This window comes from Methylorubrum thiocyanatum (assembly GCA_014138645.1).
Lineage (GTDB): Bacteria > Pseudomonadota > Alphaproteobacteria > Rhizobiales > Beijerinckiaceae > Methylobacterium > Methylobacterium thiocyanatum.
In genome coordinates this window covers 391,099-412,405 of record JACJIB010000001.1, presented here as the reverse complement: position 1 = coordinate 412,405, position 21,307 = coordinate 391,099, and the positions used below count along the sequence as shown (strand labels likewise).

The 21,307-nt window shown below is 70.3% G+C and carries 15 protein-coding genes and 1 pseudogene; 9 read left to right on the top strand and 7 right to left on the bottom strand.

From position 1 onward, the window contains the following. The first annotated feature begins 150 nt into the window (after positions 1 to 150). Both HNR51_RS01910 and HNR51_RS01905 read left to right on the top strand, forming a co-directional pair. The gene (locus HNR51_RS01910) at positions 151 to 2,262 is read left to right on the top strand and encodes a carbohydrate porin (protein ID WP_182554014.1); all 2,112 of its coding nucleotides are present in this window, start codon (positions 151 to 153) and stop codon (positions 2,260 to 2,262) included. A gap of 244 nt (positions 2,263 to 2,506) precedes the next feature. After that, positions 2,507 to 3,514 (top strand): Hsp33 family molecular chaperone, encoded by a 1,008-nt coding sequence (locus HNR51_RS01905; RefSeq protein ID WP_152276857.1) that lies wholly within the window; start codon positions 2,507 to 2,509, stop codon positions 3,512 to 3,514. Between the two features lie 33 nt (positions 3,515 to 3,547). Here the strand turns inward: HNR51_RS01905 and ggt are convergent, their stop codons facing one another. From ggt to HNR51_RS01880, 5 genes and pseudogenes are all read right to left on the bottom strand, one after another. After that, positions 3,548 to 5,257: a gamma-glutamyltransferase gene (gene ggt, locus HNR51_RS01900; RefSeq protein WP_182553812.1), complete on the bottom strand. Its 1,710-nt coding sequence runs from the start codon at positions 5,255 to 5,257 to the stop codon at positions 3,548 to 3,550. A gap of 81 nt (positions 5,258 to 5,338) precedes the next feature. Then, positions 5,339 to 6,211, bottom strand: a complete 873-nt coding sequence (locus tag HNR51_RS01895; RefSeq protein WP_182554013.1) for a polysaccharide deacetylase family protein — start codon at positions 6,209 to 6,211, stop codon at positions 5,339 to 5,341. Between the two features lie 62 nt (positions 6,212 to 6,273). Continuing rightward, positions 6,274 to 8,757 (bottom strand): branched-chain amino acid ABC transporter ATP-binding protein/permease, encoded by a 2,484-nt coding sequence (locus HNR51_RS01890; RefSeq protein WP_182553811.1) that lies wholly within the window; start codon positions 8,755 to 8,757, stop codon positions 6,274 to 6,276. A gap of 2 nt (positions 8,758 to 8,759) precedes the next feature. Further along, positions 8,760 to 9,629 carry a branched-chain amino acid ABC transporter permease gene (locus HNR51_RS01885; protein WP_141951203.1) on the bottom strand — a complete coding sequence of 290 codons (870 nt, stop codon included), beginning with the start codon at positions 9,627 to 9,629 and terminating at the stop codon, positions 8,760 to 8,762. 163 nt (positions 9,630 to 9,792) lie between these two features. Further along, positions 9,793 to 10,983, bottom strand: a pseudogene (locus HNR51_RS01880) (ABC transporter substrate-binding protein). Between the two features lie 226 nt (positions 10,984 to 11,209). Here HNR51_RS01880 and HNR51_RS01875 point away from each other — a divergent pair. Then, entirely contained in the window at positions 11,210 to 11,620 is a 411-nt protein-coding gene (locus tag HNR51_RS01875; protein ID WP_182553810.1) for a nuclear transport factor 2 family protein, read from the top strand. A gap of 66 nt (positions 11,621 to 11,686) precedes the next feature. On the opposite strand, the gene HNR51_RS01870 is transcribed toward HNR51_RS01875, so the two are convergent. Further along, complete coding sequence (locus HNR51_RS01870; RefSeq protein WP_012453871.1) at positions 11,687 to 12,388, bottom strand: GntR family transcriptional regulator; 702 nt, start codon at positions 12,386 to 12,388, stop codon at positions 11,687 to 11,689. 405 nt (positions 12,389 to 12,793) lie between these two features. On the opposite strand from HNR51_RS01870, the gene edd reads away from it, so the two are divergent. From edd to HNR51_RS01855, 3 genes are all read left to right on the top strand, one after another. Continuing rightward, complete coding sequence (gene edd, locus HNR51_RS01865) at positions 12,794 to 14,623, top strand: phosphogluconate dehydratase (RefSeq protein WP_182553809.1); 1,830 nt, start codon at positions 12,794 to 12,796, stop codon at positions 14,621 to 14,623. Between the two features lie 176 nt (positions 14,624 to 14,799). Next, complete coding sequence (eda, locus tag HNR51_RS01860) at positions 14,800 to 15,420, top strand: bifunctional 4-hydroxy-2-oxoglutarate aldolase/2-dehydro-3-deoxy-phosphogluconate aldolase (protein WP_182553808.1); 621 nt, start codon at positions 14,800 to 14,802, stop codon at positions 15,418 to 15,420. 471 nt (positions 15,421 to 15,891) lie between these two features. Next, positions 15,892 to 18,003 carry a TonB-dependent receptor gene (locus tag HNR51_RS01855; protein WP_182553807.1) on the top strand — a complete coding sequence of 704 codons (2,112 nt, stop codon included), beginning with the start codon at positions 15,892 to 15,894 and terminating at the stop codon, positions 18,001 to 18,003. 44 nt (positions 18,004 to 18,047) lie between these two features. Here HNR51_RS01855 and HNR51_RS01850 read toward each other — a convergent pair whose 3' ends face one another. Further along, complete coding sequence (locus tag HNR51_RS01850; RefSeq protein WP_141951197.1) at positions 18,048 to 18,434, bottom strand: DUF2794 domain-containing protein; 387 nt, start codon at positions 18,432 to 18,434, stop codon at positions 18,048 to 18,050. 494 nt (positions 18,435 to 18,928) lie between these two features. Between HNR51_RS01850 and bluB the strand changes: the two genes are divergently transcribed. The 3 genes from bluB (at position 18,929) to HNR51_RS01835 (ending at position 21,286) form a co-directional block, all read left to right on the top strand. Continuing rightward, positions 18,929 to 19,594, top strand: coding sequence for a 5,6-dimethylbenzimidazole synthase (bluB, locus tag HNR51_RS01845; RefSeq protein WP_182553806.1), 666 nt, complete (start codon positions 18,929 to 18,931; stop codon positions 19,592 to 19,594). A 293-nt stretch (positions 19,595 to 19,887) separates the two neighbouring features. Further along, positions 19,888 to 20,403 (top strand): L,D-transpeptidase, encoded by a 516-nt coding sequence (locus HNR51_RS01840; RefSeq protein WP_182553805.1) that lies wholly within the window; start codon positions 19,888 to 19,890, stop codon positions 20,401 to 20,403. A 64-nt stretch (positions 20,404 to 20,467) separates the two neighbouring features. Then, entirely contained in the window at positions 20,468 to 21,286 is an 819-nt protein-coding gene (locus tag HNR51_RS01835) for a response regulator (protein WP_012453864.1), read from the top strand. The last annotated feature ends 21 nt before the right edge of the window (positions 21,287 to 21,307 follow it).

Genomic DNA, 21,307 nt, shown 5'->3' with positions numbered 1-21,307 from the left:
CATCGTGCTGTCGGCGATTTTCGGTTTCTCCCTGTCATCGTGGCGTCCGTGCCACCATCCGACGCCTCGTGCTTCGGCGGCGCGCGGGCGCATTGCGGCGGCACCGGCATCTGCTAGGCCGCTCACGGAGTGGCGGCGGGGGCTGGCGCGGTGTTCGAGGCGCGGAAGCGGGCGATCGGGGAACGGCGAGCGGTCTCGGTGGGACTTGCCGCGCTCCTCGGCTTTCATGCCGGCGCCGCAGCCGCCGCCGACCTCGCCGAGCGCGCCCGTCCCCGCTTCCTCGACTGGTCCGGCCTCTATGCCGGCGTGCAGGGCAGCGCGGGCGCCTCGTTCGGCAATTACGACATCGGACCGACCACGATCGGAACGCGGCGCGTCCGGACGATCGCGACGGGCGACGCCACCGGCAGCCGCGACCTCGGCGGCGACGCCACCACGGTCGCGGCCGGCGCCTTCGCCGGCTGGAACTGGCAGGACGGCGCCATCGTCTACGGCCTTGAGGCCGACCTCGCCGGCACCAACCTCAAGCGCGGCGCGCGCTCCGACGCGTCGGGCTTCGGCTACGAGGCGGTCGATCCGCCCTTCGCCCTGGTCCGCGAGAAGACCGACCTGTTCGGAGCCGCCCGCGCGCGGCTCGGCTACGCCTTCGGCAACAACCTGATCTACGCGACCTTCGGGCTCACCGGCGCCAACGGACGGGTGCTCGCGACCTACCCGGATCTGTCCGGCGGCCCGGCCGCCACCGCTGCCCGCAACGTCTCCTATCTCGGATACACCCTCGGGGCGGGCGTGCAGTTCGCCGTCGATCCGCACCTCTCGCTCGGGATCGATTACCGCTACAGCGATCTCGGCGAGAGCGCCCGCTTCGGTCTCGGCACCCTGCCGGGGGCCGACGGCGGACCGGTGACGACCCGCACCGGCTTCGTCTCCAATAAGATGATGGCGCGGCTGATCTGGCACCCTGAGGCGCTGGCCCTGGTGCCGGACGAGGAGGACGAGCCCCCGAAGGATGCCCGCTTCTCGCTGCACGGCCAGACCACCTTCGTGAACCAGGGCGTGACGGGCTTTCGCGCGCCGTATCGCGGGCCGCAGAGCCTCGTGCCGGACCAGGCGCAGGCGACGACGACCGCGACGCTGTTCCTCGGCCTCAAGCTCTTCGAGGGCACCGAACTCTACTACAACCCGGAATTCAGCCAGGGCTTCGGCCTGTCGCGGACGCTGGGCGTTGCGGGCTTCGTCAACGGCGAGGCGCAGAAGGCCGGCGCCCCGTTCCCGAAGCTGCGCTCGAACCGCTACTTCGTGCGCCAGACCTTCGGCCTCGGCGGCGAGACCGAAGCGGTGCCCGACGGGCCGAACTCCATCGCCGGCACCCGCGACGTCGAGCGCATCACCGTGATCGCCGGCAAGTTCGCGCTCGGCGACTTCTTCGACGGCAACGCCTACGCCCACGACCCCCGGGTCGATTTCATGAACTGGGGCCTGTGGGCCTCCGCGGCCTGGGATTTCCCGGCCAACCTTCCCGGCTTCACCCAGGGCGTGATGGTCGAGTACAACCGCGCGGACTTCGCGGTGCGCGCCGCCTACACGCAGGTGCCGAAGGAGCCCTCCTCCGACGTGCTCGACCCGCGGGTGTTCGAGCGGGCCGGCGCCGTCATCGAGTTCGAGGAACGCCACATCCTGCCGCTGCTCGACCAGCCGGGGCGCCTACGTCTCGGCCTGTTCTCGAATGTCGGCAACACCGCGAACTTCCGGCAGGTGGTGGCGCTGACGCAGTCCGGCGCCTTCGCCGACATCAACACGGCGGCGGCAGCGACCCGCGAGCCCCGGCGCAAGAGCGGCGCCTACCTCAATCTCGAACAGGCGCTGACCGCCGATCTCGGCCTGTTCGCCCGGGCGAGCGTCAACGACGGGCGCAACGAGAGCCTGTCCTTCACCGATATCGACGGCTCGGTCTCGGGCGGCCTGTCGCTCAAGGGCACGGCCTGGGGCCGGCCGCAGGACACGATCGGCCTCGGCGCCGCGGCCAACCGCATCTCGCCCTCGCACCGCGCCTACTTCGCCAACGGGGGCCTCGGCCTTCTGATCGGCGACGGGCGGCTCGACCGCTACGCCCCGGAGCGGGCGGTGGAGGTCTACTACGCCCTGAACCTGACGAAGGCGGTGACGATGTCCTTCGACTACCAGCACGTCGAGAACCCGGCCTATAACCGCGACCGCGGCCCGGCCGACTTCTTCGGCACGCGGCTGCACACGGATTTCTGAGGCGTCCCGTCCTTTCGGCGGCTCGGTGGGTGCCCCAAGCCACGCGGCCTCGGACCACAGCCCGGGATTTGCGTGACGATCCCGACCAGGGGCATCGTGCGCCGCTCTCGCGCCACGGCACGGCGCTCCCCATATGAGGATCTGTCGAGGACGTGCGCCGCCCTTGCGCTTCCGCCGGTTTGGCGTGATGCCGCCGGACCGGCCGCCCTCCCCCCCTTTTCTCCCAGCCCGACACGGAGAGCCCATGAGCTCCGGACACGCCCCGACTTCCCTTCCCGCGCTCGAAGGCGGCGACGACGCCGTGCTTCCCTTCGCCGTCGAGGCTCTGGACCTGCGCGGCCGCGCGGTGCGGCTCGGCCCGTCGATCGACACCATCCTGCGCCGCCACGGCTATCCCGACGCGGTCGCCCGCCTGATCGGCGAGGCAGCGGCGCTCACCGTGCTGCTCGGCGCCTCGCTGAAGCTCGAAGGCCGTTTCCAGCTCCAGACCAAGACCGACGGGCCGGTGAACATGCTGGTGGTCGATTTCGAGGCGCCCGACCGGGTGCGCGCCACCGCCCGCTTCGAGGCGGAGCCGGTGGCGGCCCTCGGGCCGAAGGCGCGCGCCGCCGATCTGATGGGCCGCGGGCACCTCGCCATGACCATCGACCAGGGCCCGACCCAGAGCCGCTACCAGGGCGTCGTCGCCCTCGAAGGCCAGAGCCTGGAGGAGGCGGCGCACCAGTATTTCCGCCAGTCCGAGCAGATCCCGACGCTGGTGCGCCTCGCCGTGGCCGAGCAGATGGAGAGCGGGGAGAGCCGCTGGCGGGCCGGCGGCCTCTTGGTGCAGTTCCTGCCGACCTCGCCCGACCGGATGCGCCAGGCCGACCTGCCGCCGGGCGACGCGCCGGAGGGCCACGAGATCCTCACCGGCGCCCCCGCCGAGGACGACGCCTGGACCGAGGCCCGCAGCCTCGTGGGCACCGTCGAGGATCACGAACTGATCGATCCGGCGGTGTCGAGCGAGCGGCTGCTCTACCGGCTGTTCCACGAGCGCGGCGTGCGGGTGTTCGACGCGCAGACCGTGGTCGAACGCTGCCGCTGCTCGCAGGAGCGGGTGATGGGCATGATCCGCTCGTTCTCGGCCGAGGAGCGCCGGGACATGGTGGCGGATGACGGCACCATCGCCATCACCTGCGAGTTCTGCTCGCGCCGCTACGTGCTCGACCCGGCCGAGGTCGAGCGCGAGATTGCCGCCGCGCCGGGGGCGTGAGGCGGATGTGAACGGGTCGGCGACGGCGGAGTGCTACAGCCCGAGTGCCACGCCGTCGCTGCGCGGATCGTGGGCGCCGACGAAGCGCCCGTCATCCTCGATTCGGATCGCGCCCGGATGTCCGGCGAGTGGGCTCTGCGCCGGGATGGGGCTGATCGCGTGGCCCCGCGCGGTGAGGTCTTCGAACACGGCCTGACCCGCATCAAGTTCGAGCTTCAGGCTGTCGCGGCTGTCGGAGAAGGTCTTGCCGAGTAAGAACCGGGGCCGCGCGAGCGCCGTGAGCGGGTCCATGCCGTAATCGATCAGCCGCGTCAGCACCGCCGCGAGGGTCTGCGGCTGCCCGTCCGCGCCCTGCGTGCCGTAGAGCAGCCGCGGGCGGCCGTCCTTGAGGTACATTCCGGGATTGAGGGTGTGGAACGGGCGCTTCCCGGGACGCAGCACGTTGATGCTCCCGGGCTCCACGCTGAAGGCCGCACCGCGATTGTGCCAGAGGATGCCGGTATCGCCCGCGACGACGCCGCTGCCCCAGTCGAAATAGACCGTCTGGAGCAGGCTGACGCAGTTGCCGTCCCGGTCGGCCGCGCCGATGAAGACCGTATCGCCGGTCTTGAAGACGTGCGGCCAGGGGGCCGCCCTGCGCGGATCGATGCTCCGGGCCAGCCCATCGAGGTGAGCGGGCGACAGCAACCGATCAACGGGAACCTCGGCGAAATCCGGATCGGCGACGAAGCGGTTGCGGTCGATGAAGGCCCGCTTCACCGCCTCGACGAGGAGATGGTAGTAGTCGGCGCTGCCCTCACGGATTGCGGCCACGTCGAAGCGGTCGAGAACGCCCATGATCTCAAGGGTGGTGATCCCTTGCGTCGGCGGGCGCAGGCTGATGAGTTCCCCGCCCCGGTAGGGCACGCGCAGCGCGCTCTCGTTCCGGGCGCGGCAGCGGGCGAGATCGTCCGCGGTCAGGGGCGAGCCCGCCTGCTCCAGCCCCCGCGCGATCCGCCGGGCCAGCTCGCCCTCGTAGAAGTCGCGGCCGCCATTCTCCGCAAGCATCGTCAGCGTGCGGGCGAGGTCGGGCTGGCGAAACGTCTCCCCGACATCCGGGATCCGGCCCTCGGCGGTGAAGACGCGCACGACATCGGGCCAGTCGCCGATCTCCTTGCCGCGGAAATCCGCCCAGAAGCGTTGCGACGGCGTCAGGGGAAAGCCGTCCGTTGCATAGGCAATGGCGCGCTGGAACAGCTCCTTCCAGGATTTTCGCCCGCCCCAGGCCCGCTGGCTGAAGGTGAAGGCCTGCTCCCAGGTATCGACGGCCGCCGCCGCGGTGATCGCCGAGCCGGGTCCGCGGACCGGAATCGGCCGCCCGTCGTTCGGCAGCTTCGCCGCCGCCTGACCGATGCCGGACAGGGTGATGGTGGCGCCCTGGGGGTCGCTGACGATCATGAACGCATCGCCGCCCAGTCCGCAGAAATGCGGATAGGTGACGCAGAGCGTCGCGTTGATGGCGATCGCCGCCTCGATGGCGTTGCCGCCCGCCCGCAGCACCTCCCGCCCGGCCTCGCTTGCGAGTTCGTGCGGGCTCGTGACCATGCCCTGGCTGGATCGGGCCAGCGCGCCGCGGGCGGCGCTCGCTTCGGCGAAAAGTCGGGTCGGCATGGTCGTCGCCCCCAGGGCAGAAGCGGAGGTCAGGAGAAGCGTGCGCCGCGAAACGTCCGGCGCGTTACGTCGACGGTCTTCGCTCCGATCCATCACGGCATCTCCGGATTGTCGTTCGGGGCCGAGCGGGAGGCCGCCGCCCGGGCGATGCGGGAGGCCGGCCGCAGGGGCCCGCTACGGCGCCCGTTCGGCGGCGTGCGCCGCGATCGCACCCGCCGTGGTGAGCCAGACCGTGTCCCGATGACCGGCGATCCGTTCGAGTGCCTGCCGCAGGGGACGCAAGCGGTGCGGCTGGCCGACGATGTAAGGGTGCAGGGCGATGCCCATCACGAGCGGCGCGCGGCGCGACTGCTCCAGCATCTCCTCGAAGGCATCCGTGATCGCCTCGGCGAACGCCCGCCCCGTCTCCTTGCGGGCGACGATGGCCGGGATGTCGTTGAGTTCCTGCGGATAGGGCACCGAGAGGATGCGCCCGCCGTTGCGCGTCGCGAACCAGGTCGGCTGGTCGTCGTGGCACCAATCGAGCAGGTAGCGGTAGCCCGCCTCCGCCAGCAGATCCGGCGTGATCCGCGATTGCGAGATCCAGGGGCCGAGCCATCCGGCCGGCGCCCTGCCCTCCTCCCGCGTCAGCACCGCGGTCGCCTCGGCGATCAGGGCGCGCTCCTCGGCTTCCGAGAGGGTGCCCTGCCGCTCGGCATTGGTGCGACCGTGCCCGACGATCTCATCGCCGCGGGCCCGGAACGCCTCGATCAGGCCCGGACAGTCACGGTAGATCCGGCTGTTGACGAGGATGCTCGCGGGCATCCGCAGGTCGTCGAGCATGTCGCGCAGGCGCCACGCGCCGACCCGGTTGCCCCAGTCGCGCCACGCGTAGTTCAGCACGTCCGGCTGCGGCCCGCCCGGCGCCAGCTCGGCGCCCAGGCCGGCGCCGAAATCGAAGGTTTCGAGATTGAGGGCGAGGTAGACCGCAAGGCGCTTGCCCTCCGGCCAGTCGTAGACCGGCCGCTCCGGCAGGGCGGAATAGGCGTAGCGGCCATGGCCGGCCATTGTCGGCTCCGAACTCGTCACGGGGATGGACTCGATCCTGGGGTTGAGGGAAAGGCGCGGCCTCACGCCGCCCCGAGATAGGCCGCCTCGAGCGCGGCGTCCGCCTTGAGCTCCGCCGCGGTGCCGGAGGCGGCGACGCGCCCCTGCTCCAGGACGTAGCCGCGGTCCGCCACGGTCAGCGCCAGCGCGGCCATCTGATCGACGATGAGGATCGTGATGCCCTGGTCGCGCAGTTCGGCGACGGTGGCGTAGAGGCTGTTGATGATCGCGGGGGCGAGGCCGAGGGAAGGCTCGTCGAGCAGGAGGATGCGCGGGCGCGCCATCATCCCGCGGGCGATCGCGAGCATCTGCTGCTCTCCGCCCGAGAGCAGGCCGGCGCGGCTGTCCGCCCGCTCGCGCAGGCGCGGGAATCGGTCGAGCAAAGCCTCGACCTCCGCCGGATCGACCCGTCCGCTGCGGCTCCCGGACCGGCTCCAGGCGCCGAGGCGGATGTTCTCGACGACGGTGAGTTCGGGAAAGACCTGCCGGCCTTCCGGCACCAGAGCGAGGCCGAGGCGCGCGATCCGATGCGCCGGCAGCGCCGCGATCGGGGCATCGGCCAGCACCACCGAGCCCTCGACCGGGCGCAGCAGGCCCGCGAGCGCCCGCATCGCCGTCGATTTGCCGGCGCCGTTGGAACCGAGCAGCGCCACGGTCTCGCCGGGCCGCACCGTGAGTGCAAGGCGATCGAGCACGGGCGCGGCGCCGTAGCCCGCACTGAGGCCGTGGGCGGCCAGAACCGCGTCGGCTGGGCCGCTCCAGGGGGCGGAGCGCGGCCGGGCCGGGGTCTCGGCGGCGCCGAGATAAGCCCGCAGCACGGCCGGGTCGCGGCGTACCTCGGCGGGGGTGCCGCGGGCGATCGGGCGGCCGGCATCCATGACGAGGATGCGGTCGGACACGCCCATCACCAGGGGCATGTCGTGCTCGACGAGGATCACCGCGATGCCGCAGGCCGCGATCCGGCGCAGCAGCACGCCGAGGCGGTCGGTCTCGGCGCGGGCGAGGCCGGCGGCCGGCTCGTCGAGGAGCAGCACCTGCGGGGACCCGGCCAGCGCCCGGGCGATCTCCACCAGCCTCCGGTCGACATGGGGCAGTTCGGCGGCCAGCCGATCGAGGGCGCCGGCATAGCCGACGAAGGCGAGCAGGGCCGCGGCCGCCTCGCGGTCCCGCGCCTGCGCCCGGCGCAGCAGGCGGCCGGGGGCGCGGGCGAGGATCACGTTCTCCACGACGCTGAGCGAGCCGAACAGCCGCGTCGTCTGGTAGGTGCGGGCGATGCCGGCGCGGGCGATGGCATGGGCGGGCCGGCCGCCCAGTTCACGCTCCCCCAGGCGGATCGTGCCGGCGCTCGGCCGGTAGAAGCCGGAGATCATGTTGAGGACGGTGGTCTTGCCGGCCCCGTTCGGGCCGATCACGCTGGTGATCGCGCCGGGTCGCGCCTCGAAGGCGACGCCCTCCGCCGCCTTGATGCCGCCGAAGGCGATGCCGAGCCCCTCGACGGCGAGCGGCGCGCCCTCGCTCCGCCGCAGGAAGTCCGGGGCCTCGCCTTGCGCCTCGGAACGAGCCGCAGCGCTCCGCGGCAGCAGGCGAGCGAGGCTGCCGACGAGACCCGCCGGCACGAGCCAGAGCACCACCAGGGTGGTCAGGCCGAAGAACAGCAGCCGGTATTCGGCCAGCCCCGCCAACGCCTCGGGCAGCAGCACCGTCACCAGCGCGCCGAACAGCGGCCCGAGCACGGTTCCGGCCCCGCCGACCACCACCGCGAGGACGAACAGGATCGACTGCGTGAACGGGAACGAACTCGGTGCGATGAACAGCATCAGCGGCGGCAGCACCGCGCCGGCGAGCCCGGTCAGCGCCGCCGAGATCGCGAAGGCGGCGGTCTTCACCCGGACCGGATCGAAGCCGAGCGAGGCGGCGGCGACATCCGCGTCGCGCACCGCGCGCAGGGCTTGACCGAGACGGGCATGGCGCAGCCGGTGGAAGCCGTAGAGGCTGAGGCCCGCCCCGATCACCGCGAGCCAGGCGAGATCGCGCTCGGCCAGCGGGAGCCCGAACAGGCTCGGGCCGGTGGCGACCACGAGGCCGTTCTGGCCGCCGGTGAGTTCCCCGCCCTCGATCAGCGCGTGCTCGACCAGGAAGCCGAAGGCGATCGTCACCATGGCGAGGTAGGGTCCGCGCACCCGCATCGCCGGCACGGCGAGCGCCGCGCCGACGAGGGCGGAGAGCCCGGAAGCGGCCGGCAGCGCCAGCCAGAAGCTCACGCCCTTCAGCGTCAGGATCGCGCTCGTATAGGCGCCGATCGCGTAGAACCCGGCATGGCCGAAGGAGATCAGTCCGCCGAGCCCGAGCAGGACGTTGAGGCCGGTGCCGGCCACCACCGTCAGCGCCACGAGCGCGATGACGAAGTGGCTGTAGCCGCTCGTCCCTGCGACGAGGCCGAGGCCCGCGAGCGTCAGGGCCAGGATGGCGAGCGGCATCGCGGCCGGCGCCCGGAGTAGCGAGCCCATGGTCAAACCTTGTTGACGGCGGCGCGGCCGAGAAGGCCGTTTGGCCTGAGGGCAAGGGCCAGGATGATGACCGAGAAGACGACGATCTGGGTCGCGCCGGAGCCGAGCGTGGCGGTGACGCCGGCCTCGACGAGGCCGTAGAGCAGGCCCGCCAGCACCACGCCGGTGGCCGAGCCGATCCCGCCGAGGATCGCCACCGCGAAGGCCTTGATCCCGAACAGCGCGCCCATCTCGGCCGAGACGGAGAAGAGTGGCGCGATCAGCAGCCCCGCCGCGCCCGCGAGTACGGCCGAGAGCGCGAAGGCGCAGGCCACGGTGCGGGCGACGTCGATGCCCATCAGCCGCGCGGCTTCGGAATTCTGCGCCACCGCCAGCAGCACCCGGCCGAGTTCCGTCCCGCGGAACACCGCGCGGATCGCGAGCGCCGCAGCGATGCCGACCACCGGGATCAGGAGCTGGAGCGGGTAGATGCCCGCGCCCAGAACCTGCACCGGCGCCGCGACCAGCGCCGAGGGCAGGCTGCGCGGCTCCTTGCCGAAGGTGAACAGGAGGACGTTGTCGAGGATGATGCCGCCGGCCACCGTGGCGAGGAGCCACGCATCGGAGCCGCGGGTCACGAAGGGGCGCACCAGCAGGCGCTCGACCACGAGGCCGAGCCCTGCGCAGCCGGCGAGCGCCGCGGCGATGGCCAGCGGCATCGGCCAGCCGAGCTGCACCGCGAAGGTGTAGCCCAGCACCGCCCCGAGGGTGACGGCGCTGCCCTGCGCGAAGTTCACGGTGCCGGAGACCGCGAAGGTGATGTGGAAGCCGAGCGCCACCAGCCCGTACATGCTGCCGAGGCCGAGCCCGCTGACGAGGGTGCCGGTCAGCATGGGCGCGCCCCCCGGCGGCGCGCGAGGGATGCATCCGCGATCCCTCGCGCCACGGTCGTCCCGGGGCCGCGCAGCGGAACCCGGGATCCACCCGCGATGCGTGGCGCGAGAAGGTCGATCATGCCGTGCGATCGCTCGGGCCGGCGTCGTGCAACGGGACGACTCACTTCGACACCGCGACGATCTCGCCGTTGCGGAAGCTGGCGAAGATGTAGTCGTCGGGCTTCAAGGCATCGTGCCGGTCTGGCGCGAACGGCGCCTCGTAGGTCTTGATCAGGCCGGCATAGGCCGGGATCTTGTAGAAGCCGTCGCGGAGCTTCGGCCCCTCGGTGGCCCCAGCGGCCTGGATCGCCAGGGCGATCAGGTGCGTGGCGTCGTAGGCGTTGGCGATGCCGACGGCGGGCGTGACATCGGCCATGGACTTGATCGCCGGGTACTTCGCCTTGAGCGCGTCGAGCACCGCCTTCGCCTTCGGGCTGTCGTTGCCGGCGAAGGTGAAGGTCTGGACGAAGTGGACCCGCGCCGCGCCGGGGCCGGCGAGTTCGTCGAAGCGCCCGCCGGCCGGCCCCCAATGCGAGATCACCGGCACGGTCCAGCCCATCCGGTCGAGGGACTTCACCACCTGGGCCGAGGGGCCGACATTACCGACGAGGAACAGCGCATCGGCCCCCGCCTCCCGCAGACGGGACAGTTGCGGGACCATGTCGATGTCGTTGGCCTCGTACTTCTCGATGCCGGCGCTGGGGAGACCCGCCGCCTTCAGCGCCGCCACGATCCCCTGCTGGTTCGACTCGCCCCAGGCGTTGTTGACGAGGATCGCGCCGGGCTTCTTGGCGCCGTAGGTCTTCACCGCGTAGGCGACGAGGGCCTCGTCCACGAGCGCGTCGACCGCCGAGACCCGGAACACGTAGTTGTCGGCCGCGCCGTTGCGGGTGATGCCGGTGCCGGCCGCCCAGGGTCCGACGAAGGGCACCTTCATCTAATTGGCGATGGGCACGATCGCCATCGAGACCGGCGTGTCGAGGCCGCCAATCAGCGCCACGACCCCGGCGCGCTGGATCAGTTCGCGGGCGGCGAGCACGCCCTTCGACGGGTTGGCCTCGTCGTCGCGGGCGACGAGTTCCAGGGGACGGCCGAGGACGCCGCCGCCGCGGTTGATCTCCTCGATCGCCAGCCCGATCCCGCGCGAGATCGCCTCGCCCGACTTCGCCGACTGGCCGCTGAGCGCGGTGACGAGCCCGATCCGGATCGGTTCGGCCGCCCGGACCGGCGTGAGGCTCGTGATCCCTGCCAACAGGGTACCGAGGACGAGTCGCCGCGTGAGGGAGCCGGCGGCATTGAGGCGGTGAAGCATGGCGATCCGTTCCCGTATGTGGTCGACCGGCATCCGCAACGGCCGTGCCAGCCGATGTGCCTTTGATTTTTCTCGCTTTTTTCGAATCGTCGACGCGTTGCCCGTAAAGTGTGCACAAAGCCTCGGCAAAGTGCATACACTTTCTGCATGCACGCATCGGGCGGCTCCGCCATGTTCGGCCGGTGATTCTGAACAGGATGGGGCTAGCCCCCAGGGAGAGGACGGCATGGACGTGACGGAAGCAGGGGCCGCGCGGGATGCGGCGGCGGTGACGGCCTATCTCGAAGCCTCGATGGTGCCCGACCCGGAGACCGCGGCGCGCTACATGGCGCCCGGCATCGCCATCGTCTTCACCGGGGGCCGGGTGTTCCACCATCCGCGCGAGGTCACGGCCTTCAATGCCGGCCGCTACGCCTGGGTGAAGAAGCGGATGGAGCGGCTCGACGTGGTGCCGGGCGAGGGCGTCACCACCGTCTACAGCCTCGGTACGCTCTACGGCGCGTGGCCGGACGGCACCGCCTTCGAGGGCAACCGCTACGTCGACCGCTTCACCGTGCGGGACGGGCTGATCGTCTCCATGGAGGTGTGGAACGACAGCGCCGAACGCCTCCTCGAACGGCAGGGCGCCTCGGTCTGATCCGTCCTACGGGTTTCGACCGTTCGCGTCGCGATTTGGGTTTCGTGCTTCGCTCGAGGGGCCGCATCACCCCTCGACGTAGGGGGCGAGCAGGCGGATGAGGTCGTGCTCGCGCTGGGGCTCGTTGAGGATGCGCGCCCGCTCGGCCACCGCGTCGAGGTGGTGATCCATCAGGGCGACCGCGCGCCCGGCATCGCCGGAAACGAGGGCCGCCACGATCTCCCTGTGCTCGCTCACCGCACAATCCGACGAGTGCGGCCGGCTGTAGAGCGACAGGATCAGGGCGCAGCGGTAGCCCAGTTCGGCGACGTAGCGGCGCAGCACCGGACTTCCGGTCATCTCGGCGAGCAGCAGGTGGAACTCCGTGGCGAGCCGGATCGAGCCCGCCTCCGGGCCGCCGCTCGCCCGCTCCTCCCCGGCGATATGTGCTTCGAGCGCGGCCCGCTGCTCGGCGCTGAGGCGGCCGGCGAGCCGCTGGACCACGAGACGCTCCAGGCTGATGCGCACGTCGAAGGTGTCGCGCGCCTCCTCCCAGCTCGGGCTCGCGACCACGGCGATGCGATTGCGGCGCAACTCGACCAACCCCTCGCCCGCCAGCTGGCCGAGCGCCTGCCGCGCAATGGTGCGGCTGACGCTGAAGCGCTCGCCGAGCGCGTCCTCTGGCAGCCGGTCACCCGGGGCCAGAGCCCGCTCCACGATGGCCCTGCGCAGGGACCGGCAGATCATTCCGACACGATCGGTCGGGGGGCTCCTCTCGCCCTGTCTCATGGTTGACGCGCATCCTGTTGCCGAACGGACGAACACCCGACCCGAACCGGAAGCCCGGTCCGGTGAAGTGCGCCCGCTTCCGGCGGGTCTGTTGCCGGTTCGCGCCCGATGCACAATCGGCGCCGACCTGCTGCGGCCTCCCGCGGCGCGATCGTGAAGCCGCCGAACGTGCGGGACAGCGGCCGGAATGCTTGCACCGCCGGCCGCGGCCGAACACGGCCGTTCCTGAGCAGGGCCGGGATCATCTCAAGCAGGAGATTCCCTCGAATTTTCAAACCGCCCCGGCTGATGAAAACGTTCCCACAAGCGTGATGCCGTTTGGAGTCTCTCCATGTTAAGGGAGACGCGGGCCTCGATCTTGCGGGCCTGTCCGTGCCGTCGAAATCCGAACGAGGCGAACGAGCCATGCCGGAGCTTCACCCCGAGGTCGCCGCGGTCACCGAGCGCGTCATCGCGCGCTCCCGCGAGAGCCGCCGCGCCTATCTCGACCTGATCGAACGCGAGCGCGAGGCGGGCGTGCATCGCCCCAAGCTCGCCTGCGGCAACCTTGCCCACGGTTTTGCGGCCTCGGGCGAGGACAAGCCGGCGATCATCGCCGGCCGCGCCATGAACATCGGCATCGTCACCGCCTACAACGACATGCTCTCGGCGCATCAGCCCTACGGGCGCTATCCCGAGCAGATCAAGATTTTCGCCCGCGAAGTCGGGGCGACGGCCCAGGTCGCCGGCGGCACGCCCGCCATGTGCGACGGCGTCACCCAGGGGCAGCGCGGCATGGAGCTGTCTCTGTTCTCCCGCGACACCATCGCGCTCTCCGCCGCGGTGGGCCTGAGCCACGGCATGTTCGAGGGCGCGGCGCTGCTGGGCATCTGCGACAAGATCGTGCCGGGCCTGATCATCGGGGCGCTGCGCTTCGGCCACCTGCCGGTGATCCTGATCCCGGCCGGCCCCATGCCCTCGGGGCTCGCCAACAAGGAGAAGCAGCGCATCCGCCAGCTCTACGCGGAGGGCAAGGTCGGCCGCAAAGAACTCCTGGAGAGCGAGTCCGCCTCCTATCACGGCGCCGGCACCTGCACCTTCTACGGCACGGCCAATTCCAACCAGATGATGATGGACGTGATGGGCCTGCACATGCCCGGCGCCTCCTTCATCAATCCCGGCACCCGGCTGCGGCAGGCGGTGACGCGCGCGGCGATCCACCGCCTCACCGAGATCGGCTGGAACGGCAACGACTACCGCCCGCTCGGGCGCTGCATCGACGAGAAAGCGATCGTCAACGCCATCGTCGGCCTGCTCGCCACCGGCGGCTCGACCAACCACGCGATCCACCTGCCGGCCATGGCGCGCGCCGCCGGCATCGTCATCGACTGGGAGGATTTCGACCGGCTCTCCGGCGTGGTGCCGCTGGTCGCGCGGGTCTACCCGAACGGCGCGGGCGACGTGAACCACTTCCACGCCGCCGGCGGCATGTCCTACGTCATCGCCTCACTGATCGACGCCGGCCTGCTGCACGACGACATCCTTACGGTGGCCGGCCACAGCCTGCGCGACCACGCCCGCGACCCGAAGCTCCTGGGAGAGGGCGACGCGCTGACCTTCGAGGATGCGCCGGCCGAACCGCTGGACGAGACGATGCTGCGCCCGCCCTCCAACCCGTTCCAGCCGGATGGCGGGATGCGGCTGGTGAAGGGCAATCTCGGCCGGGCCACCTTCAAGACCAGCGCCGTGGACCCTGAGCGCCGCACCATCGAGGCCCCGGCCCGCGTCTTCTCCGATCAGGACGAAGTCATCGCCGCCTTCAAGGCGGGCGAACTGGAGCGGGACGTGGTGGTCGTCGTGCGCTTCCAGGGCCCGAGGGCCAACGGCATGCCGGAGCTGCACAAGCTCACCCCGCCGCTCGGCGTGTTGCAGGACCGCGGCCACAAGGTCGCGCTCGTCACCGACGGGCGGATGTCGGGCGCCTCCGGCAAGGTGCCGGCGGCGATCCATCTCAGCCCGGAGGCGGTCGGCGGCGGCCCGATCGGCCGCATCCGCGACGGCGACATCATCCGCCTCTCCGCGGCGGAGGGATTGCTCGAAGTGCTGGTCGATCCCGCCGAGTGGGAGAGCCGCGCGGATGCGGTGCGGCCGCCGGACGGCCTCGGTACCGGCCGCGAGCTGTTCGCCTTCATGCGCCAGGGCGCCGACGACGCCGAGCGCGGCGGTTCGGCGATGCTGGCGGCGGCCGGGCTCTAGCGCCTCGTGCTGGATATCGGATCCAGCACGAGGCGCTCAACTTCTGTTTTTGCATCATCTTTTTCCGAGAGCCGCACACCGCCTTTCGGGATGATGATCGAGCCGGCCCTCGCTGCGGATCACGGGTTCTCCTCCCCGCAGGCGGGAGGGGATCGGCGTCTTGTTCGGAGAAAAACATGAGCCCCATCGACGCGCTGATGCGCTCCGTTCCCGTCATTCCGGTTCTGGTGGTGGAGGATGCCGCGGACGCGGTGCCGATCGCCGAGGCGCTGGTCGGCGGCGGACTCACCGCCCTCGAAGTCACGCTCCGCACCCCGGCGGCGCTCGATGTGATCCGGGCAATGGCGAGCGTCGAGGGCGCGGTGGTGGGCGCCGGGACGGTGCTGAACGCGCGCGATCTCGATGCCGCCATCGGCGCGGGCGCGAAGTTCATCGTCAGCCCCGGCCTCACCGCGCCGCTGACGGAGGCCGCCATCGCCTCCGGCGTGCCCTACCTGCCGGGCGTGGCGACCTCCGCCGACATCATGCGCGGCCTCGACCACGGGCTCGACCGCTTCAAGTTCTTCCCGGCCGAGGCCGCGGGCGGGCTGAAGGCGCTGAAGGCGCTGTCCGCGCCCTTCGGGCCGGTACGCTTCTGCCCGACGGGCGGCATCACCGAGGCCACCGCCGGCGACTGGCTCGCCCATCCCGCCGTGCTCTGCGTCGGCGGAAGCTGGGTGGTGCCCGCGGGCAAGCCCGACCCGGCCGCAATCCGCCGGCTCGCCGAGGCCGCCGCGCGCCTGCGGCCCGGCCGGTAGGGCGCGGCGCCGTTCCCGATCCCGATGCGGTCGGGAGCGGTTGCGGGCGCCCTGCCCCGAAAATCCCGGGCGGACAGCGGAGGTGCATCGCAAGGGAGACGCGGGGCTTCGACCGAGGCGCCCCCTTCGCTGTACTGAAGAGGCGAGCAGTTTACAGCAGTTCTGATCGGCGCCGTTGCCGTTTGGCAACAATGTTTCCGCGTGATGCAGCTTTTAAAGGCTCCAAGCTGGAGAAGATGCGTTAAACGACAGGACCTTGGCCGCCTCACACGAATTATTCTAAACAAAATCCCTGTTTTTGTCGTTTGTTACAGTGACTCGGCCGCTTGATCCCCGTCGAGCGATGCCGTCATGAGCGCCGAGGTGACGGAACGGCGTCACCGAATATTACCAAGAAGACGGGGGTCGAACTTGAGACGTCGCGCAGCGAACGAGGTCGCGCTTTTCCTTTTGGCCGGGACGGCGGTGGCCATGACAAGTCCTGCGCAGGCCCAGCCGGACCTTCCGGTGACGACACCGGTGGCGGTCGCCCTGGACGAACTGGCCGTCGAGGGTCTCGGCCGCGGCGTGCCGCGTCTCGAACCGCAGGGCGGCGTCACGGTCGGCTATCTCGGCAAGGCGACGCGCTCGGCCACCAAGACGCCGACGCCCCTGCTCGATACGCCGCAATCCGTCTCGATCGTCACCCGCGAGCAGATCCTCGATCAGGGCTTCCAGTCGATCGGCGAGGCGACGCGCTACGTGCCGGGCGTGATTCAGGCGCAGGGCGAGGGCAACCGCGACGAGTTGATCATCCGCGGCCAGCGCTCGAACGCCGACTTCTTCGTCAACGGCGTCCGCGACGACGTGCAGTACTACCGCGACCTCTACAACACCCAGCGCATCGAGGTGCTCAAGGGCCCCAACGCAATGATCTTCGGCCGTGGCGGCGGCGGCGGCGTCATCAACCGGGTGCTCAAGGAGGCCGACGGTGTGCCGGTCCGCGAGATCGTGGCCCAGGGCGGCCAGTTCGCGAACAAGCGCGTGGCGCTCGATGTCGGCGACCGCGTCTCCGACAGCGTGTTCTTCCGCATGAACGGCGTGTTCGAGGACACCGCGACCTACCGCGACTTCGTCGATATCCGCCGCTACGGCGTGAACCCGACGATGACCTTCCTGCTCGGGCCGCAGACGACGCTTCGTCTGTCCTACGAGTATTTCCACGACGACCGCACCACCGATCGCGGCCTGCCCTCGCAGTTCGGTCGGCCTTACCGCTACCGCGAGAACACTTCGACCTATTTCGGCAACCCGTTCCTGTCGCCGACCTACGTCAACGCCCACATCGCCACGGCGCAGCTTGACCACGTCTTCGAGAGCGGCGTCGTGATGCGCAGCCAGTCGCGCATCGCCGATTACGAGAAGTTCTATCAGAACGTCTTCCCGGGCGGCGCGGTGAATGCGGCCGGCACGGCCGTCAACATCTCGGCCTATAACAGCCAGACGGACCGGACGAACTACTTCAACCAGACCGACTTCACCTACCAGTTCTTGACAGGTCCGCTCAAGCACACCCTGCTGGGCGGGTTCGAACTGGGCTATCAGGAAGGCCTGAGCCTGCGCCAGGACGGATTCTTCGCGACCACCGGCACGCAGACCCTCGTCGTCAACCCGCTCGCGCCGCTGACCCGCGTCGGCGTCAACTTCCGCAACATCGCCAGCGGCGCCAACAGCACCTACGATCTCGGTCTGGCCGCGGCCTACGTCCAGGATCAGATCGAGCTGAACGAGTACGTGCAGTTCATCGGCGGCCTGCGCTACGACCATTTCGACTTCGCGGCGACCGACCGGCGCACCAACATCACCAATGCCCGCGTGGACGACCTGATCTCGCCGCGCGCGGGCGTCGTGGTGAAGCCGCTGCCGAACCTCGCCTTCTACACGAGCTACAGCGTCTCCTACCTGCCCTCGTCGGGCGATCAGTTCAGCACGCTGAGCCCCGGCCTCGTCATCGCCGAACCGGAGAAGTTCGAGAACACGGAAGTCGGCGTGAAGTACGACGTCTCGCCGGTGCTTCAGCTCACCGGTGCGCTGTTCAACCTCGACCGCACCAACCAGCGCATCGCCGATCCGAACCGGCCCGGCTTCTTCCTGACCTCGGGCCAGACCAACACGCAGGGCGCGGAGATCGGCGCCAACGGCTACGTCACCGACTGGTGGTCGATCGCGGGCGGCTACGCCTTCACCGATGCGCGCATCACCAACCGCCTCTCGGACACGATCGTGGCCGGCAACTTCGTCGGCCTCGTGCCGCTCAATTCCTTCACGCTGTGGAACAAGTTCGACATCGACCCGAGTTTCTCGGTGGGTGTCGGCTTCATCAACCAGTCGCATTCCTTCGCGACCTCGGACAACACGGTCCGGCTGCCGAGCTACTCCCGCTTCGACCTGGGCCTGTTCTACCGGATCAGCGAGAATGCGCGCGCGCAGGTGAACATCGAGAACCTGTTCGACCGCAGCTACATCGTCTCGGCGCACAACAACAACAACATCCTGCCTGGCGCTCCCCGCACGGTCCGGGCGCAGATCATCGTGCGCTGGTAACCGCCGGGCACCGATTCCGCCTCGGGAGGTCGTCCCGGGGCGGATCACACCGCCTGCAATGGCTTGTCCAGCACACCGATGACGCGGGCGAGATCGTTGCCGCGCTTCATCACGAGCCCGCTCGCCGCGATCACCGCGTAGGCGCCCTGGCGCCGGGCGAGCTTCGGATCCTTCTCGATCCGGTAGAGCGGCATCTCGGAGGTGCGGCGATAGATCGAGAACACCGCCTTGTCGCGGCGGAAGTCGAGGGCGTAGTCGCGCCACTCGCCCTCGGCGACGCGCCGTCCGTAGAGATTGAAGATGGTCCGCAATTCGTCGCGCTGGAAGGCGACCTGCGGTGTGGTGGCGGGTGACGGAAACGGGATGACTTGCGGAGCCCCTTGGCTGTCCCGGTCGTTCGAGCGGTGATCGATGCCCTGCCCCTCGCTCATCGGTACTCCCGTATCGCTGCCGTCGGTCTCGCGGCGTCGGGAGATGATGGGCCTCGCGGCGAGCGCCCGCAAGGTGCTTCGCCGGCCATGCTTGGCCCCGCGCCTGCCCTCTTGCTGGCGGCCTTGCCTGCCCGCACGCCCGGAAGGCGGGGCGTGCGAATCATGTGCGTCGCCGCACGGTGAGGGGGCAAACATCACCGTCTTGCCGCGATAACGCCTTGCCATCGCCACCGCGAAACGGTTTCACTGTGACCTGAAACCTCGTCGGCCTGTCCATCACGGCGGCGCCCGAACCCGAGCTCCCCAGCCCTCGGGCAAGGCTGTGAAACCCGGTCAGCCGACATCCGGAGGTTTCGAGACCCAAGGACTTCAGGCGGCCTCCTCGGAGCGCCGCCCTTTTTTCGTGTCGCGGCCGGGTTCGGTGCCGCGGCCGGAATGACCATCTTGAATGCCCATCTTGGCAGCCGCGTCCGCGGGCGCGAGAAGCGGCGACGATGTCCGAGTCCCCTTCCTCCGCGGCGCCCCTCCCGCCCGCCTTCGATGACGCCTTCCGGGCGCGCCTCGCCGACCTATTCGCGTGGCGGCGGGACGTGCGACGCTTCCGCACCGACCCGGTCGACGAGGCCGTGCTGCGGACCTGCCTCGATTGGGCGGCGCTGGCGCCCTCCGTCGGCAACAGCCAGCCCTGGCGGTTCGTGCGGGTGTCCGAGCCCCGGCGGCGCGCATCGGTCGCCGCGAGCTTCGAGCGCTGCAACGCCGCCGCCCGTGCGACCTATGCCGACGAGCGGCAGGGGCTCTACGCGCGCCTGAAGCTCGCGGGCCTGCGCGAGGCGCCGGTCCATCTCGCGGTGTTCTGCGATTCCGGGACGGAAGCCGGCCACGGCCTCGGCCGGGCGACCATGCCCGAGATGCTGCGCTACTCGGTGGCGGCCTGCATCCACGCCTTCTGGCTCGCCGCCCGCGCCCACGGCCTCGGCGTCGGCTGGGTGTCGATCCTCGAACCCGCGATCGTGACGCAGGCTCTCGACGTGCCGGAGGGCTGGGATCTCATCGCCTATCTCTGCGTCGGGCACCCGGTCGAGGAGCATGCCGACCCCGAGCTCGTCCGCCACGGCTGGCAGGAGCGGCATCCGGAGACCGCCCGCCTCCTCGAACGCTAGTGCATCGTCCCGAAAGGCGGTGTTCCGGCTTTCAGGAAAAAGACGATGCAAAACAAAACGTTGAGAGCATCGTGCTGGAGGCCGACCATCTTCGAGCGTCCCTGCGGCCTGACGTGCAGCCCAGCAAAGGCGCCGTTACTTAAAATTTGTCGGAATTTCTGAGTTCTGGATTCGCCCTTTCGCCAGGAGGCGGTGCATGAGGCCGGCATTCTTGCGCGCGTAAAGCAGATCGGCAAGCTGGAACGGTGGATCGTCTTCGCCAGTTACGCTCCAGCTCGGAAAGGCGATCTTCGATGTTCGGAACAGGCAAGTACAGGGCGCGTCTCGCGGGCGCGCTCATCGGTATGCTGTGCGCGGCAGGCACCGCCCAGGCCCGCGAGATCGTTCCCTTCGCCGAGGGCGTCGGGGCGGGGACCATCGTGGTGCGCACCACCGAGCGCCGGCTCTATCTCGTCAACGGCGACGGCACGGCGATCCGCTACCCCGTCGCGGTCGGCAAGCCGGGCAAGCAGTGGAGCGGCGCCACCCATATCGACGGCAAGTATTACCAGCCCGACTGGTCGCCCCCGGCCGAGGTGAAGCGCGACCATCCGCGCCTGCCCAACCTCATCCGCGGCGGCTCGCCGAGCAACCCGATGGGCGTGGCGGCGATGACCCTGCGCGGCGGCGAATACGCCATCCACGGCACCAACCGGCCGAGTTCGATCGGCACCTTCGCCTCGTACGGCTGCATCCGCATGTACAATCAGGACATCGCCGACCTGTTCGAGCGTGTCTCCGTCGGCACGCAGGTGTATGTGATGCGCTGAAGCCGGGCATAGTGCGTCGCAGGCTGCGTCGGGCCCTCGCGCCCGACGACCACGGGGACCGTCGGTGACCGCATCGCCCACCATCCTGATCGCCGATCCGGACGAGGAAACCCGTCTTGCCCTCGCGGAGGCGGTGGTCCGGATCGATCCGGGGGCGAGGGTGATCGAGGCGGCCGACGGGAGCGCGCTGAACCGCGCGCTTGCCGGCAGCCGCATCGACCTGCTCTTCGTCGATGTGCTGCTGCCGCAGACCAACGGCGCCGACATCCGCCGCTGGCGCGAGACCGGCAACCCACAGGGGCTCGTCGTCCTCGTCACCGACATGCTCGCGCCCCGCTGGTCCTCGACCGCCCGCCGCGTCGGCGCCTACGACGTGATCCTCAAGCCGCTGGGCGATCTGCACATCGCCCGCCTGCTCGCGGCCGGCCGGATCCTGTCGCGCTCCCTCGACTGTCTCGTGGTCGATCCCGGCCAGGCGACGCGCACGCTGGTGCGCAAGCTCCTCGGCCAAAGCCATTTCTCGTTCCGGGTCCTGGAGGCGGCAGGCGGACGGGACGCCGTTCGACTCGCCGAGCGCGAGCCGGTCGATCTCGCCATCATCGAGATGAGCCTGCCCGACTATCCCGCCCTCGAAGTCGCCTGCCGCATCAACGACCGCCATCCCGCCGCCCGCATCCTGATGACCGGGCCGCGGATCGAGGAGGGCATCCAGCGCCAACTCGCGACCTTCGGCGCCTCGGGCTTCCTGGCCAAGCCGTTCCAGTTCTTCGACATCGACAAGGCGGTGCACGAGAGCTTCGGACTCTGGCACCCCTACCTCATCAATGCGCTCCGGCGCGAAAGCCTGCTCGACGCGGGGCCGGCCGTGGGGCAGGCTGTCTGAGGCATCGTCTCGAATGTGGGC